The 18,650-nt window shown below is 57.9% G+C and carries 17 protein-coding genes; 9 read left to right on the top strand and 8 right to left on the bottom strand.

The features are described from left to right. Positions 1-44 precede the first annotated feature (44 nt). Together C1J05_RS14415 and C1J05_RS14410 are read right to left on the bottom strand one after the other, a co-directional pair. Positions 45-1,013, bottom strand: a complete 969-nt coding sequence (locus C1J05_RS14415) for an alpha/beta fold hydrolase (RefSeq protein WP_114870865.1) — start codon at positions 1,011-1,013, stop codon at positions 45-47. Continuing rightward, the gene (locus tag C1J05_RS14410; RefSeq protein ID WP_114870864.1) at positions 1,013-1,303 is read right to left on the bottom strand and encodes an SCP2 sterol-binding domain-containing protein; all 291 of its coding nucleotides are present in this window, start codon (positions 1,301-1,303) and stop codon (positions 1,013-1,015) included. The genes C1J05_RS14415 and C1J05_RS14410 overlap by 1 nt, the downstream gene beginning before the upstream one ends. A 127-nt stretch (positions 1,304-1,430) precedes the next feature. Here C1J05_RS14410 and C1J05_RS14405 point away from each other — a divergent pair, with 127 nt between their 5' ends. The 5 genes from C1J05_RS14405 to C1J05_RS14385 all read left to right on the top strand — a co-directional run bounded on the left by C1J05_RS14405 (position 1,431) and on the right by C1J05_RS14385 (position 6,441). Continuing rightward, a complete protein-coding gene (locus C1J05_RS14405) occupies positions 1,431-1,931 on the top strand; it encodes a tetratricopeptide repeat protein (protein WP_254684606.1) in 501 nt (166 codons plus the stop codon). 30 nt (positions 1,932-1,961) lie between these two features. Beyond that, positions 1,962-4,838 (top strand): helicase-related protein, encoded by a 2,877-nt coding sequence (locus C1J05_RS14400; RefSeq protein WP_114870862.1) that lies wholly within the window; start codon positions 1,962-1,964, stop codon positions 4,836-4,838. A gap of 3 nt (positions 4,839-4,841) precedes the next feature. Then, on the top strand, positions 4,842-5,240 hold the full coding sequence (locus C1J05_RS14395) for an RNA-binding S4 domain-containing protein (protein ID WP_114870861.1): 399 nt from the start codon (positions 4,842-4,844) through the stop codon (positions 5,238-5,240). A 51-nt stretch (positions 5,241-5,291) separates the two neighbouring features. Continuing rightward, on the top strand, positions 5,292-5,630 hold the full coding sequence (fdxA, locus tag C1J05_RS14390; protein ID WP_114870860.1) for a ferredoxin FdxA: 339 nt from the start codon (positions 5,292-5,294) through the stop codon (positions 5,628-5,630). Positions 5,631-5,928: 298 nt separating this feature from the next. Continuing rightward, complete coding sequence (locus tag C1J05_RS14385; RefSeq protein ID WP_114870859.1) at positions 5,929-6,441, top strand: CarD family transcriptional regulator; 513 nt, start codon at positions 5,929-5,931, stop codon at positions 6,439-6,441. A 52-nt stretch (positions 6,442-6,493) separates the two neighbouring features. Here the strand turns inward: C1J05_RS14385 and C1J05_RS14380 are convergent, their stop codons facing one another. Continuing rightward, complete coding sequence (locus C1J05_RS14380; RefSeq protein WP_114870858.1) at positions 6,494-7,252, bottom strand: adenosylcobinamide-GDP ribazoletransferase; 759 nt, start codon at positions 7,250-7,252, stop codon at positions 6,494-6,496. Between the two features lie 97 nt (positions 7,253-7,349). Between C1J05_RS14380 and cobT the strand changes: the two genes are divergently transcribed. Next, a complete protein-coding gene (gene cobT / locus C1J05_RS14375; protein WP_114870857.1) occupies positions 7,350-8,360 on the top strand; it encodes a nicotinate-nucleotide--dimethylbenzimidazole phosphoribosyltransferase in 1,011 nt (336 codons plus the stop codon). A gap of 4 nt (positions 8,361-8,364) precedes the next feature. On the opposite strand, the gene C1J05_RS14370 is transcribed toward cobT, so the two are convergent. Next, positions 8,365-10,269: a cation:proton antiporter domain-containing protein gene (locus C1J05_RS14370; protein ID WP_114870856.1), complete on the bottom strand. Its 1,905-nt coding sequence runs from the start codon at positions 10,267-10,269 to the stop codon at positions 8,365-8,367. Positions 10,270-10,300: 31 nt separating this feature from the next. Beyond that, complete coding sequence (locus C1J05_RS14365; protein ID WP_114870855.1) at positions 10,301-10,756, bottom strand: Lrp/AsnC family transcriptional regulator; 456 nt, start codon at positions 10,754-10,756, stop codon at positions 10,301-10,303. A 158-nt stretch (positions 10,757-10,914) separates the two neighbouring features. Here C1J05_RS14365 and hppD point away from each other — a divergent pair, with 158 nt between their 5' ends. Beyond that, positions 10,915-12,006, top strand: coding sequence for a 4-hydroxyphenylpyruvate dioxygenase (gene hppD / locus C1J05_RS14360; protein WP_114870854.1), 1,092 nt, complete (start codon positions 10,915-10,917; stop codon positions 12,004-12,006). 12 nt (positions 12,007-12,018) lie between these two features. Here the strand turns inward: hppD and C1J05_RS14355 are convergent, their stop codons facing one another. After that, the gene (locus C1J05_RS14355; RefSeq protein WP_114870853.1) at positions 12,019-14,478 is read right to left on the bottom strand and encodes a hypothetical protein; all 2,460 of its coding nucleotides are present in this window, start codon (positions 14,476-14,478) and stop codon (positions 12,019-12,021) included. 179 nt (positions 14,479-14,657) lie between these two features. Between C1J05_RS14355 and C1J05_RS14350 the strand changes: the two genes are divergently transcribed. Next, on the top strand, positions 14,658-15,353 hold the full coding sequence (locus C1J05_RS14350) for an SIMPL domain-containing protein (RefSeq protein ID WP_114870852.1): 696 nt from the start codon (positions 14,658-14,660) through the stop codon (positions 15,351-15,353). Between the two features lie 44 nt (positions 15,354-15,397). On the opposite strand, the gene C1J05_RS14345 is transcribed toward C1J05_RS14350, so the two are convergent. Both C1J05_RS14345 and C1J05_RS14340 read right to left on the bottom strand, forming a co-directional pair. Beyond that, entirely contained in the window at positions 15,398-16,690 is a 1,293-nt protein-coding gene (locus tag C1J05_RS14345) for an O-acetylhomoserine aminocarboxypropyltransferase/cysteine synthase family protein (protein ID WP_114870851.1), read from the bottom strand. A gap of 76 nt (positions 16,691-16,766) precedes the next feature. Beyond that, positions 16,767-17,771, bottom strand: coding sequence for a hypothetical protein (locus tag C1J05_RS14340; protein WP_114870850.1), 1,005 nt, complete (start codon positions 17,769-17,771; stop codon positions 16,767-16,769). A gap of 221 nt (positions 17,772-17,992) precedes the next feature. On the opposite strand from C1J05_RS14340, the gene C1J05_RS21555 reads away from it, so the two are divergent. Further along, entirely contained in the window at positions 17,993-18,406 is a 414-nt protein-coding gene (locus C1J05_RS21555; RefSeq protein WP_162798087.1) for a hypothetical protein, read from the top strand. Positions 18,407-18,650: the final 244 nt, after the last annotated feature.

Below are 18,650 nucleotides of genomic sequence, written 5' to 3'. Positions count from 1 at the left end.
GGGCGGCGGGATTTCCCAGCCTTTCGCGAAAACCTGTTCTGCGATCAGGCGCTTTGGGCCGACGCCTTGCTTTCCATGTTGTTTGAAAACAGGTCGGCTGCCTGATCAAAGATACGGGTGCGGGTTTGTGCGCTTTCCATCAGAACCTCGTGTTCGGCGCCTTCGATCACGTCCAGCCGGCTGCCGGGCCACGTGTTCATCCTGTCCCTGATGCGCGCGATATCGACAATGCGTTCATTGCCGCCCATCACTGTCAGACAGGGTAGGTCCGGCGTACAGCGCCGTGCCAGATACCGGCATTCGCACAGTGCCTCGCGCAACCAGATCAGGCTGGGGCCGCCAAGTGACAATTCGGGATGGATGCGCAACTGACGCACCATATAATCATGCATGTCCGCATCTGTGGTCAGCAAATTGTCTTCGAACGGTTCGGACGTGACATAGGCATCGATCTTGGTGCCGGGGGGCAGGCGGTGCCCCTGACCGATCCAGCCGCTGCCAAAGGACAGTGCCCAAGCGACGGGGCGCGTTGTCGGGGCGATGCGGATGCCCCACATCGGGCCGGAAAACACCACGGCCTGAACAGGCAACCCTTCGATAAGTGACCGCAGGACGATACATCCGCCCATGGAATGGGCCATCAGAAAATAGGGGCGCGGCAGATCCAGCGCCTGCGCGGCCTGCACCATGGCTGCCACGTCTTTCTGGTAGTCTGTGAAACGATGCACATGCCCGATGCGGGCATCTTCAAGCATCCGGTCGGCAAGGCCCTGGCCGCGCCAGTCGATTGTTATCGTCGCAAACTGACGCTGATAAAGGTCTGCCGCCGCGCGACCGTATTTTTCCACATATTCGCTGCGGCCCGGAAACAGCAGAACCGTGCCCTTGGCGTTTGCGGGCACCCAGTGGCCTACGCGGATGCGCACCCCATCGGACGCGCGCAACCAGTGGGCGGCCCCGCCCGGTGGCCCATCGGCCACATCGTCAAAAAAAGGGGCCGCCTCTAAATGCATCAAGCCAGCGCTGACGCCAGTTTCATCGCCATGCCCATGTCGCCGTCCACAGACAGTTTTCCGGTCATGAAGGCGCTGGTCGGATTGGTTTCGCCATCCAGAATCGAGCGGAAAGTGTCGGCATCCGCGCTGAGCGTGACATCGGCCTCTTCGTCCGAGGCACGTGCGCCGCTGGCATCCATCACAATGTCGCCTTCGCCGGCGATGCTGAATTTTGCGGTACCACCAATATCGGTGCCCGCCAGTTTTTCGTTCAGAACGGCTACGGCCTCTGAAATTACGTCGCTCATTGTCTGTCTTCCCTTATTTGGCCACAGATGTCTGGAAATGCATCTGCACGCGCGCTACATTAGGTGTGTTATGGGCATCAAAGCGATTAATCTCAAATGTACCGTTGCGGCATTTCTGCTGCTAGTCATGAATTCCTTACCTTTGGCGGCACAGGATGATGTAAAATCATTGCTGGAACAGCTGAAAGACGCCGAACCTGTCAAGGCAAAGCAGCTGGACAGGGCGGTACAGGCGGAATGGTCGAAAACCGGCTCTGCCTCGATGGATTTGTTGTTGAAGCGCGGGCGTGATGCAATGGATGCGGGCGATTATGCGGCTGCCATCGAACATTTCAGCGCGCTGACCGATCACGCCCCCGATTTTGCCGAAGGATGGCATATGCGGGCCACGGCCTTTTACCAGTACGATCTCTACGGGCCGGCGCTGGGGGATTTGCGCAAGGCACTGGTTCTGAACCCGGACAATTACAATGCGATGTTCGGCTTTGGTGTCATTCTGGAAGAGTTGGGTGATACGGATCGCGCCTATCAGGCCTACCTGCGGGTTCGCGCTATACATCCGCATCATAGCGAAGTAACCACGGCGATACAGCGTCTGGAAAACGGCGTTCTGGGCCAGTCCCTTTAAAACAAACTCCGTCCGCGAAGGGACATAGCAGTGACCGGATCGTCGCGGATCGTGGCCGTTTTGGGCCCGACAAACACAGGTAAAACCCATTATGCGATTGAACGCATGCTGGGGCATCGAACCGGCGTCATGGGGTTGCCGCTGCGTCTTCTTGCGCGCGAGGTTTATGACAAGATCGTCGCTATTCGCGGACCGTCTGTCGTGGCGCTCGTCACTGGGGAAGAACGCATTGTTCCCCCACGCACGAAATATTGGGTCTGCACTGTTGAGGCGATGCCCGAAGGTATGGGGTGCGATTTCCTGGCCGTGGATGAAATCCAGCTATGTGCTGACCCTGAACGCGGCCACGTCTTTACCGACCGGTTGCTGCGCGCGCGGGGGCAAGACGAAACGTTGTTTCTGGGCGCGGATACGATGCGCGGCCCGATTTCGGCGCTGGTGCCCGACGCACAGTTCCTGCACCGCGAGCGAATGTCGCAACTGACCTATAATGGTCAGAAAAAGATAAGCAGAATGCCAGAACGCAGTGCGATTGTCGGGTTTTCGGTTGAAAATGTATATGCAATCGCAGAGCTGATCCGTCGCCAAAAGGGCGGGTGCGCTGTGGTAATGGGCGCACTTTCACCGCGCACACGCAACGCCCAGGTCGATATGTACCAGAATGGCGAGGTTGATTATCTGGTTGCCACCGATGCGATCGGGATGGGCCTGAACCTGGATATCAACCATGTGGCGTTTTCCGCATTGTCAAAATTTGACGGGCGGCGGATGCGTCCGCTTGCCCCCAACGAACTGGCCCAGATCGCGGGGCGCGCAGGGCGCGGCATGTCGAATGGCAGTTTCGGCGTCACCGGCGAAGCATCCCCGCTGAGCGACGACGTGGCGCAGGCGATCATGGCGCACAGGTTCACACCGTTGCAAAAGTTGAACTGGCGCAATCCCGCCTTTCAATTCGGCAGTGTGGATGGATTGATTGCGTCACTGGAAACGTCGCCGGACAACCCCATTCTGGTCAAGGCGCGTGACGCGGATGATCTTATTGCGCTGCGCACCCTTGCGGGTCTGGCCGAGGTGCGGGCGCGGGCATCGGATGGCCAATCGATCCGGCTGCTGTGGGATGTTTGCCGCATCCCCGATTTTCGCGGTATCAGTCACGCGGAACACGCCGGCCTGCTTGAGGCGATTTTCGGTTATTTGCACCAGTCCGGCGATATCCCGGATGACTGGCTGGCGCGCCAAATCCAGCGGATTGATCGCACCGATGGCGACATCGATGCGCTGTCCAAACGGCTGGCATTTATCCGCACATGGACCTATGTCGCGCAACGCAAAGGCTGGACAAGGGACGAAAGCCATTGGCGCGGGGCCACGCGCGCTGTAGAAGACAGGTTGTCGGATGCGTTACATGAACGTCTGACCCAAAGATTTGTGGATCGGCGCACGTCAGTTTTGCTTCGCCGGCTCAACCAAAAGGAGGCCCTCTTGGCCGAAGTGAATGATAAAGGTGATGTGACCGTCGAAGGCGAATTTGTCGGTCGTTTGGAAGGCTTCCGGTTTTCGCCGGACAAAGGGGCGGCCGGGGCCGAAGCAAAGACGCTGAAGGCGGCGTCCCTGCAGGCACTGGCGCCGCAGTTCCATCTGCGCGCGGACCGGTTTTACAACGCGCCGGACACCGAAATCGATTTCACAGAACAGGGTGGCCTGATGTGGGGCACCCATGCGGTGGGCAAACTTGTCAAGGGAAGCGATCCGCTCAAGCCGCAGGTAGAGGTTTTTGTGGATGATGCCGCCGGCGTGGATGTTGCGCAGAAGGTGCAGCGCCGATTGCAGCATTTCATAGACCGCAAGATCGCAGCCCTGTTCGAACCGTTGCTGGCCTTGTCGAAGGACGAAGCCCTTACCGGACTTGCGCGCGGCTTTGCATTTCGCATGGTCGAAGGATTGGGGATTCTCCAACGCGCGGACGTGGCCGACGATGTCAAAGCGCTGGATCAGGATGCGCGCGGGGCGCTGCGCAAACATGGTATCCGCTTTGGCCAGTTCACTATTTTCATGCCTTTGCTGCTGAAACCGGCCCCGACACGGTTGCGGCTTGTGCTGTGGTCGCTGGCGCAGGACCTTCAGGAATTTCCCGAAAGCCCGCCGCCCGGACTGGTGACGGTTCCGGCCAAAACCGATGCGCCCAAGGGCTATCATACGATGTGCGGATACCGCGCCGCCGGAACACGGGCGATCCGCATCGACATGCTGGAGCGACTTGCGGATATGGTGCGGGCCGAAGACAGCCGTGGCGGGTTCGAAGCCAAAGCCGATATGCTGTCGATCACCGGTATGACGCTGGAACAGTTCGCCGATCTGATGACCGGGCTGGGCTACAGTGCCGAAAAAGGCGAGCGCGCCAAGGTCAAGGCCAGCGAGGCCGCGGTTGCCGCACAGCAAGATCCAAAGGAAGTGCCGCAGAAACAGCCCGAGGAAACGCCGCCTCAACCGGATGAAACACCGACCGAGCCGCCGGCGGAAGAGCCCGCCGATTCTCCGGTCGAGGTGCCTGTCGATGTGCCCGGAGAAGCGCCACCCGACAGCCCGGTTGAAATCCCGCCGGGCGCCGATGGGGCAGGTGCAACGGATGCACCGGTCGCGGCACCGGAACAGGAAGTTTTCTATACGTTCCGCTGGGGCGGAATGCGCCCCGATCGCAGGGCAAAACCGGCGCAATTCTCGGACAAACCTCGTGGTAAGGGAAAACCGCAAGGCAAGAAGGGTGGTGCGCGCGGTGACAAGCGGCAGGGACAGGGCCGCGACAAAGGCGCGCAGCAGTTTCAGGCAAGACCCCCCAGACCCGAAAAGAAAATCGATCCCGATAACCCATTCGCCGCCGCGTTGATGGGGCTGAAAGACAACAGCTGATCTGTGGGCGACGCGACCGGAAAACAGCGTTTGGACAAATGGCTGTGGCAGGCGCGGTTCTTCAAGACCCGTACTTTGGCTGCAAAAACCATTTCGTCCGGGCATGTGCGTGTGAACACGGTAAAGGCCGGTAAACCTGCGCAATTGGTGGGCGCCGGCGATGTGCTGACCTTTGCGCAGTCCCGTGTGATCCGCGTGATCCGGATCGAAGCTCTGGCGGATCGCCGCGGCCCGGCCCCGGAAGCACAGGCGCTTTACACCGATCTTGATCCGCCCCAACCCCGCGATCCGGCGGACAAGGCGGACAGCGTTGCGCCAAATCCGCGATTTGAGGGAAAAGGGCGGCCCACGAAACGCGCGCGGCGTCAAACTGACCTTTCTCGTGCGCGAAACCTTGAATGATCCAGCCTGCTGAATTAGCTAGCCGCTAAGCTTCAGAAAAGTAGACAAACCATGACCTATATCGTCAACGATTCATGCATCGCGTGTAAATATACCGACTGTGTCGAAGTGTGCCCGGTAGACTGTTTCTACGAGGGTGAGAACATGTTGGTTATTCATCCCGATGAATGCATCGATTGCGGCGTATGTGAGCCGGAATGCCCGGCAGACGCGATCCGCCCTGATACCGAGCCGGACATGGAAAAATGGGTCGAATTCAACCGCAAGTATTCTGAAATGTGGCCCGTGATCATTACCAAGAAAGATCCGTTACCCGACGCGGAAGAGCGTGACGGCGAAACCGGCAAGCTTGAAAAATACTTTTCCGAAGCCCCGGGCGAGGGCGGCTGAACGATTCGCCCGGCAACGGGGCCGAAAAAAATGCCCCGTGCGCCTGAAAGACGGCTGATTTGTGCCAAAGGGGCGCTTAAATCGTGCGCGGCAATCACGCGTGGCTTGGAAAATGCCGTTTTTTGTGTTATATACTTGTTATAAATGAAGCAACTGACCTGATACCATCCTCATGTGCTGCCGCTCTGGGATGGTTTTATTTTCGGCGAAAAGTCTGACATGGGGGCAAATGGATGATCCCGTGCCAGAATTTGTGACGTCGCAGTAAAGTGTCAGGTGCAGATCAAGGACTTTTTAAATGACAAAGAACAAGAAACTGGATTTCCGCCCCGAAGAATTCGTCGTCTACCCGGCGCATGGCGTGGGTCAGATCATTTCGATCGAAGAACAGGAAGTGGCGGGCATCACGCTTGAGCTTTTTGTGATTTCTTTCGAAAAAGACAAGATGACGTTGCGGGTTCCGACCAACAAGGCCACGGCCTTTGGCATGCGTGCGCTCAGCTCGCCCGATGTGATCACGCATGCGATGAAGACGCTTAAGGGCAAGGCCAAGGTCAAACGGGCGATGTGGTCGCGTCGTGCGCAGGAATATGAACAAAAGATCAATTCCGGCGATCTGATTGCAATTGCCGAAGTGGTGCGCGACTTGCACCGCACTGACGATCAGCGCGAACAAAGCTATTCCGAGCGCCAGTTGTACGAAGCCGCTTTGGAGCGGTTGACCCGTGAGGTGGCGGCTGTTGCCGGTGGCGATGAAATTGCCGCCGCAAAGCAGGTTGATGATGTTCTGATGTCGCGCGTCGCGGCCTGAGCAAACACCAAACTCATTTTGGGGCCGTGCGGAAATGCGCGGCCCTTTTGTTTCAGACCAGCGCCAGCAATGTCAGAATGGCGGACAGTTCGGCCATTTGTTGCGCTGCGCCCAGAACATCCCCGGTCTGGCCGCCGATTTTGGCCTTTGCCAACAGCGCAATACCAAACACCGTGGCGGCTGCAATCAAGGCTGCGATTACGGTGCCGCCCCCCAGACACAAGACGGCGATGGCAATGCCAATCAGTGCGGACAGGCCCGCTGCAGGCCATTCCGGGCGCCCTACACGATAGGATAATCCTGTTGCTCGCGCGTGGGGCAGGGCGCACATCACAGCGGGTATTGCCGCGCGCGACAGGGCGGCGATGGCAATCACAGCCAATGTTCCACTTGCAAGCAGAACGCCGTATCCGATCCACCGCAGGCCGGTAACAAGGATCAAGGCCAGAACACCATAGGTGCCGATCTGGCTGTCTTTCATGATCTCAAGCCGGCGTTCGCGGCTTGACCCGCCCCAGAACCCGTCTGCGCAATCGGCCAATCCGTCTTCGTGCATCGCGCCGCTGGATATCGACAGAACGGCAAGGCTGATCCCTGCGGCAATCAACGGCGGCAAGGACAGCGCCAGCGCGCACCAGCCTGCAATCGCAGCCAGCGCGCCGATAGCCGCCCCGACAAGCGGAAAGGCCCAAGCCGCCTGCGCCTGTCTTTGCCATGCGGCATCGGGGATGCGTACCAGCCGATCAACCGGCAGGCGGCTGAGCAGGGAAAACGCGATCCCAAGATCAATGGCGCGCAGATGGGCAGTCATGTCGTTTTTGCGTCTCCGGTACGGGTTTCGCCACTGTCACACTCGTTGTTGTCGGGTTAAACACGCATCACACGACACTTGCAATGAAGGCGACAACATGACCGCATTTTCCACACTGGACCAGTTCAGATCTCTTTTGCGAAACGCGCCTGAATGCGATGGTGATGCGGTGGCGGATGCGCGTGCACGCAATGCCCAACTGACAAAACCGCCTGCCGCGCTGGGCCGTCTGGAAGATCTGGCAATCTGGTATGCCGGATGGCGAGGGACAGGGCGCCCGCAGATTACATCGCCACAGGTCGTGATTTTTGCCGGCAATCACGGTGTTGCCGCCCAGGGCGTATCCGCGTTTCCGCCCGAAGTGACGGAACAGATGGTGCTGAATTTCCAACATGGCGGGGCGGCAATCAACCAGCTTAGTAAAGCCTTCGGCGCGCGCATGGATGTGCATGCACTGTCCTTGGACAGGCCCACACAGGATTTCACGACAGCGCCCGCCATGAGCGAAGCAGAGTGTGTTGCCGCGCTTTTGGCCGGATGGGACGCGGTTGATCCTGCTGCGGATCTTTTGGTCACGGGCGAAATGGGGATCGGAAACACCACGTCTGCGGCGGCGATCTGTCTTGCGCTGTTTGGCGGATCGGCACCCGATTGGACAGGGACGGGCACAGGTGTTGAGGGCGCAGCGCTTGATCTGAAATGTCGCGTGGTAGCGGCGGGTGTAGAAAAGCACCGTGATGCCAAAGACGGATTGGCGGTTCTGCAATGTCTGGGGGGGCGAGAACTGGCGGCGATGGCGGGCGCCATTGCCCGGGCTCGGCAGTTGCGGATTCCCGTGATCCTTGACGGGTTCATCTGCACGGCGGCAGCGGCGTGCCTGCACGGCGTTCACGATACAGTTCTGGACCACGCGGTGGCGGGCCATCTGAGTGCCGAGGGCGCGCACGGGAAATTGCTGGAGAAACTTGGGAAAACACCGCTTTTGTCGCTGGGTTTGCGGCTAGGCGAAGGATCGGGCGCGGCGCTGGCGATTGCCGTGTTGCAAGGCGCCGTGGCGTGCCACAGTGGCATGGCAACCTTTGCCGAGGCCGGTGTTTCCGAGGGCTAGACGCTCAGGCGGATTTCTTCGGTTCGTCCTGCGCACGGTTCAGCAGCGCCAGTTCCAGTTCCTTCTGAAGCTCTTTGGCGCGGGCCAGATAGGGTTCGTTTTCGCTGGATGGAATATCGCTGCGCCACAGTTCCGCCAGTTCCTTAACGGCAAACCGGTCATGGGCGTAAAAGGTTTGGGCGACTTCGGCGGCCTCGTATTCGGACAGCCCGATGTTTTCCAGAACATACCGTCCCGCCCGCAACGAGCTGTCGAACATTTCGCGCACAATGTCATCCGCACCGGCCTTGTACAGCCGGTAGACATGGTTTCGGTCATGGGCGCGGGCGACGACATGCAGATCGGGCCTTTGGCGTTTCGCATAGGCCACCAACCGCACGGCTGCATCGGGATCATCCAGCGCGACCACCAGCACCGATGCTTCGCTCAAGCCTGCGGCGCGCAACAGTTCGGGGCGGGTAGGGTCGCCCAGAAACCCCTTGAAGCCAAACCGGCGCATCAACTGGATCACTTCCATATCGTGATCCAGAACCACGGTGCTGAACCCGCTGGATTGCACCAGACGGTTGACGATCTGCCCGAACCGGCCAACGCCGGCGATGATCACGGTGCCTTTTTCATCGATTTCATCCGCTTCGTGGTGGCCCGCCCCTTCGCCCATGCGTTTGGACAGCACATCAAACAGAATGAACAGCAACGGCGTGATCAGCATCGACAGCGCGATCACCAGCAAAAGCGTTTCGGCAACGCGCTGCGGGATCACATTTTGCTGGACGGAAAAAGACAACAGCACGAACCCGAATTCACCGGCCTGTGCGAGGCCCAGAGTGAATAGCCATTGATCGCGGCCGCGCAGCTTGAACGCACGGCCCAGAACAAACAGGATCAGGCCTTTGATAATGATCACCAGCAGGGCCATGCTGACAATTGCAGGCGCATTGGAAAACAGCAACGTAAAGTTGATGCCGGCGCCAACAGTGATGAAAAACAGGCCAAGCAACAGCCCCTTGAACGGCTCCAGATCGCTTTCCAGCTCATGCCGGAATTCCGAGTTGGCAAGAACCACGCCCGCCAGAAACGCGCCCAAAGCCGGCGACAGGCCGATCAGCAACATGAGAAACGAAATACCGACCACGATCAGCAGCGCCAGCGCGGTGTACATTTCGCGCAACCGCGAGGCGTGGATATAGCGGAACACCGGGCGGGTCAGGTAAATGCCCGCCAGAATGATGGTGGCCACCACACCGATCGTGACAAGTGTCACGCCCCAGCCGGGCAATCCATCAACAAGCGACAGCGCCACGTCGCCATGGCCCCCGCCATGGCCATCGCCGCCGGTGCCGGAATGTGTTGAACGTTGCAGCGATCCGTCAGGCGACGCCGTGATCGGCGGTTGCGCAATAGCCAGCAGGGGCAACAGGGCAAGAATCGGGATGACGGCGATATCTTGCGTCAGCAGCACGGAAAACGCCGATCTGCCGCCGCTGGTCTGCATCAAACCCTTTTCCGAAAGCGTTTGCAGGACAATCGCGGTCGATGACAGGGACAGTGCCAGCCCAATGGCAAGTGCCACGCTCCACGGCTGGTGAAACGCCATTGCGACGCCCATCAGGGCAAGCGTGCTTAGCACAACCTGCAAGCCGCCCATGCCAATCAGGCGATGGCGCATATCCCACAGCGCGCGCGGTTCCAGTTCCAGCCCGATCAGGAACAACATCATCACGACGCCAAATTCGGCAAAATGGCGCAAATCTTCGGTTTCGGCACCGACAAAGCCCAGAACCGGCCCGATCAGTATGCCCGCGGCCAGATAACCCAGAACCGATCCAAGCCCCAATCGCGCGGCAAACGGAACCGCGATGACTGCGGCCGCCAGATAGATTGAAGCCTGATAAAGGAATGATTCCATAAAAGGGGCCTTTTGGTCGGATGGGACGGCGTCACGTAGGCAGTGGCGCATCGCTTTTGAACTGATCCATCACGATCTGGCTGTGCACCCGCCCAACAGCAGGGTGGGGCAAAAGAACGTCATGAATCAAGGTGTTCAGTGCAGAAAGATCGCTACAATACACCCGAAGCAGGTAATCCGCATCCCCCGTCATCGTCCATGCGCTGATTATTTCGGCACGCAGCGATACGAGGCGCGCAAAAGACCGCCCGTGTTCCGGCCCGTGCTGGTTCAGGTGGACCTGCACAAACCCCTGAACGTTCAACCCCAGCTTGACCGGATCAAGGCGGGCACAATAGCCGGTAATATAGCCTTCTTTCTCAAGCCGCAGGCGGCGGCGTCCTGCCTGACTGGGCGACAGGTTCAGCACATCGCTTAGCTCCTGCGTTGTCAGGTGTGCGTTGCTTTGAAGGGCGGCCAATAGCCTTGTGTCGAGGTGATCTAGCATGTTTTGCAGCCTTTATGCGCAATTTCCGCGCTGTTTATAATAATTCATTAAATCCTGCGCGTTCAACCTTTGATATTGGCATAATTTCGCGCAAATGACGCAAGCTGTGGCGTCTATACGGGAAGCGCGAACAGATCAGACCAAAGAAAGACAGCCCGATGGGACCGTTTCCGCATAGCGCGCCAAAATCACAAATCACTAAAGACAATCCTGCCGGAACCGACGGGTTCGAATTCGTGGAATTCGCCCATCCTGATCCACAGGAACTGCGCACACTTTTCACCCGGATGGGATATCGGAATACGGCCCGTCACAAGACCAAGGATATCGAACTGTGGCAGCAGGGGGATATCACCTATTTGCTGAACGCGGATGCAGACAGTTTTGCCCATGAGTTCGTTCAGGAGCACGGGCCTTGTGCGCCATCGATGGGATGGCGGGTGGCGGATGCGCAAAAGGCATTTGATCACGCGATGGGCAAGGGAGCGACACCTTACACCGGCACCGGCAAGTCACTGGATGTGCCTGCGATAATTGGCATCGGCGGGTCGCTTTTGTATTTCGTGGATCAGTATTACGACACCAGCCCCTATAACGAAGAATTCGAATGGCTGGACGTGTCAAAGCCGAAAGGCGTGGGGTTCTATTACCTCGATCACCTGACCCACAATGTGCACAAAGGCAATATGGACAAATGGTTCCGGTTTTACGGTGATCTTTTCAATTTCCGCGAAATCCGGTTTTTCGATATCGAAGGCAAGTTTACCGGATTGCTGAGCCGTGCGCTGACATCGCCATGCGGGCGCATCCGCATCCCGATCAACGAGGATCGTGGCGAAACCGGCCAGATTGTATCTTATCTTAAGAAGTACAATGGCGAAGGTATCCAACACATCGCCGTGGGAACCGATACGCTTTACGACGCCACAGATGCCATTGCCGAACGCGGACTGAAATTCATGCCGGGGCCGCCTGATGCTTACTATGAACTTAGCAAAACGCGGGTCGAAGGGCACAATGAACCGCTGGATCGGATGAAAAAGTACGGCATTCTGATTGATGGCGAAGGCGTGGTGGATGGTGGCGAAACCAAAATTCTGCTGCAAATCTTTTCAAAAACGGTGATCGGTCCGATTTTTTTCGAATTCATTCAGCGCAAAGGCGATGACGGATTTGGCGAGGGTAATTTCAAGGCGTTGTTCGAATCGATCGAACAGGAACAGGTGAACTCGGGCGAACTCAAGGTCTGACCTGCGATTGCTTCAGCTTTTCGGCATTTTCAGCACGACATTGCGGCCGCCTTTGGTATAGCGCAATTCGCTGTCGCCGATGGCCGAAATCTTGCCGCCGTCGATGCGGTCGCCGACCTCAACCTTTTTGTATCGTCCGTTTTCAAGCCGGACCAGCGCGCGGCGGCTTGAAGGTTTGCCGTAGACGCCAATCAGGTTGATCTTGTTCAGTTTGATCGCATTCTTGACCGTCGCCTGTTTGGCAACCGATGCGGTGGACGGAATGGACGGCGCAACGGTGACAGGCGCGACGCTGGCGGCGGCCGCCACCTGTACAGGTTCGGGCGCGCGCACATTGGCCTGCTGCACGATCTGATCCATGTTTTTCGGGCGCAAGTTCGGCTTGATCGACGTTGCAACGGCCTGGGCGGTCGGTGTCTCGTCCTGTTCCTCTTCAACTTTGGCCACGTCCGGGCGCAGTTTTGGCCGGATGCCGGCCAGTTCCGATTTTGTCAGCCCGCCCAGTTGCGTCCGTTCGGTATTTTCGATCAGGTTTTCGGGGCGCAGGCGGGGCCGCAATTGGGACAATCTGGTTTGCGTTGCGGTTTCCGCATCTGTTTGCGCTATAATGCTTTGTGGTCTTTCGGGCGGGACAACCGGTGGTTTGCCCAGATAGACCAGCGCGCCATCGGGCGTCACAGCACCTTCGGGCGTGGGGACGACCAGACCGTTTTCATCCAGATCGAACACGGTTCCTGCCGCACTCGGCGAAGATATCTGTTCGGGCAATTCATCCGTCAGGAAAGCCGTGACAGAAGGCAGGGCCACCGCATCTGTCGTGCTTGATACAGGATCAATTCCCGCCACATAAATATCTTCAATATCGATCAGGTTGCTGGCGTCCGGCGCAACAGGGGCCATTTGCCAAATGCCCGAAACGGCATAGCGGGCTTCGGCGCGTTCGGGCGTCAGCGGTTCGGGCGGGGCAGGCTGGCGCATGGCGTCCAGCACGGCGATGTCCGCGTCTGTCAACGCTTCGTCTTCGTCTTCGGGTTCGGTGGCAGAGACTTCCACGATATTGCTGGGGGTCATCTCTGTTTCTTGATCCGGTTGCGCCAGACTGGCTGTCACCTCGGATTGCGGCGCAATCAAGGATTCCGGTTCTGCAGGTGCCGGATCTTCCTGCACAACGGCCACGTCCGTGTCATCGTGATCGCGGCCAAAGAATTTGGACAGCCCTGCGCCGGCAAAAAGCGATGCCCATGCGGCCACAGCTGCAAGAAACACCAACAATATGGCCGTCAGAATGATGCCCAGATATTTCGGTTTGCCGCCGATTGCAGGTGCTGCGCCCGCCTTGACTGCACCGAACGCATGTTCGCCCGGCCCGTCGGTATCCGGTGCAGGCGGGATTGTGTTGGGTGTCAGGCGGGGCAGACCGTCTGGCGTAGAAATGCCGCCCGGATCGCCATCTTCAATCGCTTCCGGAGACACCGGAAGACCTGTGATCGGTGGTGCCGTCACATCATCGGCCAGCGCCATTTCCGGTTTTTGGGCTGCCGGAACGGGAATGTCTGGTGCTGTCGGTCTGTCCTTGTCGCGTTGCACACCGCTCAGTTTGGGTGCGGTAATATCAAGGCGTTCGGATGTTGTGCGTGCTGCGCGCACACTTGAAAATCCGACCGGAGGGGGGGCGCTGGTGCCCTCGTGATCGTCATCCGTTGCGGAAGGTTTCCCGGTGTCGATCTGCGGGGCGGTCGCCTCGGTTTCTTCGTCATCAACACTTGCCAACGGTTCCGGAGCGTCGTCTGCTTGCTCGTCTGCTTGCTCGTCTGCTTGCTCGTCTGCTTGCTCGTCTGCTTGCTCGTCTGCTTGCTCCGGCCCTGATACGGGTGCAACGAAATCGCCGGTTTTGGCATCGGCAACCGGGTCTTCGGAAATGTCCGCCTTGCCCACAACCACAACCGCGACGCCGTCTGTTTCCACTTCCTCATCCGGTGCCAAAAGGCTTTTGGCTGCGCGGGTCACGCCGAAAAACGGCTCGCCCAGAAAGGCTTCGTCGCCGGGAATGGCGGCGAAACAGATCGGGTTGAAATCGTGTTCAACTGCGAAATCTTCGGCTTCGTCCAGCGTATCGCGGGCAACTGCCGCAACATGCGCCACATTGCCGTCCAGACTGACATCAAAAACCAGTTCGTCCACATCATAGGGGGTTGCGCCGTCAAGCGCCGCACGTACCTGTGCCGTGCGGTCGTCGTCAGACAGGCCTTCCGTCTGGATCGTCAGGTATTTGATCTGATCGTTGGGAACAATCACCTTGGTGCGGACACCATCCGGTTCCAGCACGCCTGCGGTTTTGCGCAAAGCCGCCAGTTCTTCCGTCAGGTCTAGCGTGTGCAACGGAACCTCGCCCACGATCCGCCACCCGCCTGCGCCGCGATGCAACAGGTCAATGCCTTCAAAAGACAGGGAAAGCGCGAACATTGGTTTCATGCGTGTGTGTCTACCATCTGGCCCACGGGCAAGGGAAACACCCCCTGCGTTTCGCGCATTTTAAAGCAGGTCTTTGCCGAGGGGAAGAAAAACGCTGATTTTATTTGAGAATTATCCAAGGATTTGCGCAGCCCTTGCGTCATACTTGGACAGTAATTCGATAATCAAAGGAGAACGACATGTGGCGGGTTGCAGTTTTGGCGATATTGGTGGGAATTGGGCTGACGGCCCGGGCCAGTGCGCAGGACACACCAAGGCTTATTTCCGTAACCGGAGAAGGCCAGGTTGAGGTTGCGCCGGATATGGCCATCATCACCCTTGGCGTGACGCACGAGGCCAAGAACGCACAGGATGCGATGGCCGAGGTGTCAAAGGCCGTAACCGGTATTCTGACTCGGCTGGGCGAAACTGGAATCGAAAATCGCGATATCCAGACATCGCGGTTTTCGTTGAACCCGGTGTGGTCAAACCGCAATTCGTCCAACGGCAACCGCGCGGAAATCACCGGTTTTTCCGCATCGAATGCAGTGTCTGTGCGGGTGCGGGATTTGTCTGTGCTGGGGGCGGTTCTGACGCAGGTTGTTCAGGATGGTGCAAACGATTTCAACGGGTTGCAGTTCGCACTTCAGGATCCCGAACCCTTGATGGAAACCGCCCGCACCCGCGCGGTGCAGGATGCAATGGCAAAAGCCCAACAAATGGCTGCCGCTGCGGGTGTGACATTGGGCGCGGTTCAATCGATCGCGGAACATAGTGGTCGAAATCAACCGGTCATGATGGAACGCGCGATGATGAGTGATTCCAGCATTCCCATCGCAGAAGGCGAAGTTTCAATATCCGCGTCCGTGTCGATGGAGTTTGCGATAGAGAACTAGGATGATTGGCCCGGAGAGCGCAGCGCGCTCTCCGGGCCGGTTTTTCAATGCGATGCTTTGCTTAACGCCTGATTCAGATCTGCGATCAGGTCGTCGGCGTCTTCGATCCCGATGGAAATCCGCACAACATTGGGGCCGGCCCCTGCGGCCTCTTGCTGTTCCGCCGTCAACTGGCGGTGCGTGGTCGAGGCCGAGTGGATGATCAGCGACCGCGTATCGCCCAGATTGGCGACATGGCTGAAAATCTCGAGCGCGTTGACCAGTTTCACACAGGCGTCATAGCCGCCCTTGACCGCAAAGGTGAACAATCCGCCCGCGCCTTTCGGGCATATGGTTTTCACCCGTTTGAAATAGGGCGAGGATTTCAGGCCCGCATAGGTGACAAAATCCACCCGCGGATCGGCTTCAAGCCACGCCGCCACTTTTTCGGCGTTTTCGACATGGCGCTGCATCCGCAAGCTGAGTGTTTCGGTGCCCATCAGCGTGTAATGCGCCGCCTGCGGGTTCATCGTCATGCCCAGATCGCGCAGGCCAATGGCGATGCTGTGAAAGGTAAACGCCAGCGGGCCGAATGTTTCATGGAATTTCAGGCCATGATAGGCGGGTTCGGGTGTGCTGAGCGACGGGAACTTGTCATTGCCGGACCAGTCGAACTTGCCCGAATCCACCACGCAGCCGCCGGTCACCGTACCGTTGCCGGTCAGGTATTTCGTGGTCGAATGGACAACAAGGGTCGCGCCATGTTCGATCGGGCGGCACAGGTAAGGGGTGGCAGACGTGTTATCGACAATCAGCGGAATGCCTGCGCCATCGGCGATCTTTGAAATTGCCGGCAGATCGGTGATGTAACCACCCGGGTTCGCGATCGATTCACAGAAAATCGCGCGTGTATCATCGTCAATCGCAGCCTTGACCGCATCGGTATCATCAAAATCGACAAAGGTGGCAGACCAGCCGAACCGTTTGATGGTCTGGCTGAACTGGGTGACAGTTCCGCCGTAAAGGCGGGTAGAGACAACAACGTTTTTCCCCGGTGACATCAGCGGGAACAGCGCCATCAACTGTGCGGCATGTCCCGAAGAACAGCACACTGCGCCAACGCCGCCCTCCAGTGTGGCAATGCGTTCCTGCAGCACGGCAACTGTCGGGTTGGTCAGGCGCGAATAGATGTATCCGACCTCTTGCAGATTGAACAAGGCCGCCGCGTGTTCTGCATCGCGAAACACATAAGCCGTTGTCTGATAGATCGGTGTCTGACGCGCGCCCGTTGCCGGATCCGGCCGCGCACCAGCGTGAATTTGCAACGTGTCAAAACCGTATTTCGGGCCGTCAGTCATGGGAAATTCTCCGTTGTGAAATGGCGTTGCGATAGCACTATGACATTGGCATTGCCAAAACAACCGCGACGCGCGGCTATCGCATCCAGAACCCTTCGGACTTGATCCTGTTGCGGATCGCCTGTTCACGGCGGGGCAGGTTGTTCCGGTCAAACAGGGCGCGCACCTTCTGGCCGCGTCCCTGATAGACCATGCGTTTGATCGGATCGGATCCTTTCAGGACCTTTTTGATCTTGTTGGGCGCCGATACCGTTTCAAGCACCTGAACCACAGCATCGGATTCGCGGGCATAAAGCATTGGAAACAGGCGGTAATGGCAACTGACCGACCCGTCCAGAAACCCGGCAGGCAAAGCATTACGCCCGCCGCCAAGGGCATGGATCACCAGCGGCAGCGCCACCTGATCCAGCCAGGGATCCAGCGACTGGCAAACCAGTTCGGGCGGTGGATCGTCGCGGATGGCCAAAGCGTAGTCCAGAAATCTCTGCCCAAACAGATGCGGGCACCGGTAGTAGAAATATCCGGCGTTGAAATAAAGGTAGCGTGCCCAGAATTCATCGGGTTGGGACAGGTCCAGCGAACTTTGGAAATCAAGGCCGAATTTATCGTAAAGAGATTTCCAGATATCCGTGTATCCGGGGCCGTAAAGCTCGGGTTGCGGCCAGGTTCCGGTGCGACGCAAGGATGCGGAAGGGCGCGCGAAATCAAACGGCACATCCGAAATTTCGCCGGTGATCAGGGTATCACTGTCAAAAAATACAAAAGGTTCATCTGCGGGCAGGGCGAACAGTGCCTCGATTTTGTTTCCATAGGGATAGGATCCGCCAAAATGGCGGCTTTCGAACGGGATGATTTGTGCGCCAAGCGCGGCAAGACTGTCGCGGACATCGGGTTTGTTGATCCGCGGATCAGACGACCAAAGCGGGCCGGGCTGCGGTTCAGCAACCAGAACGCGACCCTTGAAAGCGGGCGCGCACTGGCGCAGCGACGCGACAAACAACAGCGCCTCGTATTGCAGGCGGCCGGACTGGCCCACAATCACGATATTGAAACTGGCTGATCTTGCGGCTTTTCGTGCCATTCTCTGCTCTGAAACCTTTGGGGTGTCGCGGATAGCATAGGCCGGATTGCAGATCGCCAAAAGGCACTATTTCGCGCAGATTTCAGTTGGGGTTTGCCAACGGTATCGAGAGGAAATGGTGGTGGACGCAGTCCTGACCGAACCAGTCTCGGGCCTGTTTTCCCTGTTTTACAGGGAAATAACAGGGAAAATCTGCAAATTCGGACTGATTTGGTTCGTTTTTGACGATTTTCACCCAGATTCTTGATTTGTTTACAGCGTGTTATGGGGTTTTTCCCTGTTCTCAAATTAGCAGGAAAACTATCCGGATATCAGGGAAAGAAATTGAAAGAACAGGGAAAGGTGGTAGGCGAGCAGGGAAATCAGGGAAGCCAGCATCCCCCCGGATTTTCGATAGCGCCGTCGATCAAGTCTCCCTCACGAAAGGCTGGATAAAAATCGAAGCCGCCATTGGTGCAAATCGCGGCGATTGTCTGGTCCGAGCCCATTCTGTGAATTCGATTTTCTCGCTGCGCCCGCTCGCAGCACAGATCATGCCGCAAGTGCAAAATCAACTGTGCTGCCACGCGGTGGGAAAACCGGCCATTCATGCAAGGCGCGGCAAGACCAGTTCGGCGAACTGGCAGACTGCGTGACAATGCGGACTTGTGCAGGTGCAGTTAGTGTTGAAGTGGAAAACCTTCACTCCTGAAGCATCGGTCAATTGGCAGCGCAGCACGGTTCATCGAACTGGTCGTTCAGCCGCTTCAATCTGAGCATTCCACAAACTGATCGTTCGCTGCAGTTTAGTTGAACAATCGAGACAGCGGTTAAACCAGCCTGATGTGCTTGGACCATAGTTTCTCTAATTTCTATGCTAGGAAAGTAAGCGTGGAGCGA

The organism is Sulfitobacter sp. JL08, from assembly GCF_003352045.1.
Lineage (GTDB): Bacteria > Pseudomonadota > Alphaproteobacteria > Rhodobacterales > Rhodobacteraceae > JL08.
The sequence above is the reverse complement of the archived record's forward strand: the minus strand, read 5'-3'. Positions and strand labels throughout refer to the sequence as shown.

Bases quoted from the DNA above. Each gene is read 5' to 3' on its own strand.
- C1J05_RS14355 (WP_114870853.1), bottom strand. From the start codon at position 14,478: ATGAAACCAATGTTCGCGCTTTCCCTGTCTTTTGAAGGCATTGACCTG.
- C1J05_RS14350 (WP_114870852.1), top strand. From the start codon at position 14,658: ATGTGGCGGGTTGCAGTTTTGGCGATATTGGTGGGAATTGGGCTGACG.
- C1J05_RS14385 (WP_114870859.1), top strand. From the start codon at position 5,929: ATGACAAAGAACAAGAAACTGGATTTCCGCCCCGAAGAATTCGTCGTC.
- C1J05_RS14340 (WP_114870850.1), bottom strand. From the start codon at position 17,771: ATGGCACGAAAAGCCGCAAGATCAGCCAGTTTCAATATCGTGATTGTG.
- cobT (WP_114870857.1), top strand. From the start codon at position 7,350: ATGACCGCATTTTCCACACTGGACCAGTTCAGATCTCTTTTGCGAAAC.
- C1J05_RS14380 (WP_114870858.1), bottom strand. From the start codon at position 7,252: ATGACTGCCCATCTGCGCGCCATTGATCTTGGGATCGCGTTTTCCCTG.
- fdxA (WP_114870860.1), top strand. From the start codon at position 5,292: ATGACCTATATCGTCAACGATTCATGCATCGCGTGTAAATATACCGAC.
- C1J05_RS14365 (WP_114870855.1), bottom strand. From the start codon at position 10,756: ATGCTAGATCACCTCGACACAAGGCTATTGGCCGCCCTTCAAAGCAAC.
- C1J05_RS14370 (WP_114870856.1), bottom strand. From the start codon at position 10,269: ATGGAATCATTCCTTTATCAGGCTTCAATCTATCTGGCGGCCGCAGTC.
- hppD (WP_114870854.1), top strand. From the start codon at position 10,915: ATGGGACCGTTTCCGCATAGCGCGCCAAAATCACAAATCACTAAAGAC.
- C1J05_RS14405 (WP_254684606.1), top strand. From the start codon at position 1,431: ATGAATTCCTTACCTTTGGCGGCACAGGATGATGTAAAATCATTGCTG.
- C1J05_RS14410 (WP_114870864.1), bottom strand. From the start codon at position 1,303: ATGAGCGACGTAATTTCAGAGGCCGTAGCCGTTCTGAACGAAAAACTG.
- C1J05_RS14345 (WP_114870851.1), bottom strand. From the start codon at position 16,690: ATGACTGACGGCCCGAAATACGGTTTTGACACGTTGCAAATTCACGCT.
- C1J05_RS14415 (WP_114870865.1), bottom strand. From the start codon at position 1,013: ATGCATTTAGAGGCGGCCCCTTTTTTTGACGATGTGGCCGATGGGCCA.